The sequence below is a fragment of the Stutzerimonas stutzeri genome, assembly GCF_013522825.1.
In the GTDB taxonomy this organism is placed as follows: Bacteria; Pseudomonadota; Gammaproteobacteria; order Pseudomonadales; family Pseudomonadaceae; genus Stutzerimonas; species Stutzerimonas stutzeri_AK.
In genome coordinates, this window is sequence record NZ_JAAMQZ010000106.1 from 1 (window position 1) to 750 (window position 750).

Annotated in this window: 1 protein-coding gene; it reads left to right on the top strand. The window is 63.9% G+C overall.

Going from position 1 to position 750, the window contains the following annotated elements; all coding sequences use genetic code 11:
• The coding region (locus G7020_RS23795) for a transposase (protein WP_423835689.1) at positions 1 to 750 on the top strand (750 nt) is incomplete at both ends.

The window sequence follows — 750 nt, forward strand, 5'->3', positions numbered from 1 at the left end:
CCGTCCTGCTCAAGCAGATGTTGCTGTTGGCGCACGGAAAAGTGGCGCAACTCCAAGAACAAGTTGCTCTGCTGCGCCACAAGTTGTTCTCGCCCAAGTCCGAGCGCAGCCCTGAAGATACCGACTCACCGCAGCTGGCCATGTTCAACGAGGCCGAAGAGCTGATCGAAGAGCCGGCCGCCGCGCCAAGCGAAGCCGAAGCCGAAGCCGAAGCCGAAGCCGAAGCCGAAGCCGAAGCCGAAGCCGAAGCCGAAGAAATCGTTGCGCCGGTCAAGCGCCGTGGCAAGCGCAAGCCGTTGCCGGCCAACCTGCCGCGTGTCGAGGTCATCCACGACCTGCCCGACCACGAACTGACCTGCGCCTGCGGCGCCTGCAAGCAGGTGATCGGCGAGGAGACCAGCGAGCAGCTGGAGATCATCCCGATGCAAGTGCGGGTGATCCGCCATATCCGCAAGACCTACGCCTGCAAGGTCTGCGAAGCGGCGCCGGTCACCGCCGACAAACCGGCGCAACTGATCGAAAAAAGCCTGGCCAGCCCCAGCGTGCTGGCGATGCTGCTGACCACCAAGTACGCCGACGGCATCCCGCTGTACCGCTTCGAGAAGATGCTCAGCCGCCACGGTGTCGACATCCCACGCCAGACCCTGGCGCGCTGGGTGATCCAGAGTGGCGAGTTGTTACAGCCGCTACTCAACCTGATGCGCGACAAGCTGCTGGAGCACCCGGTGTTGCACTGCGACGAAACCCGCC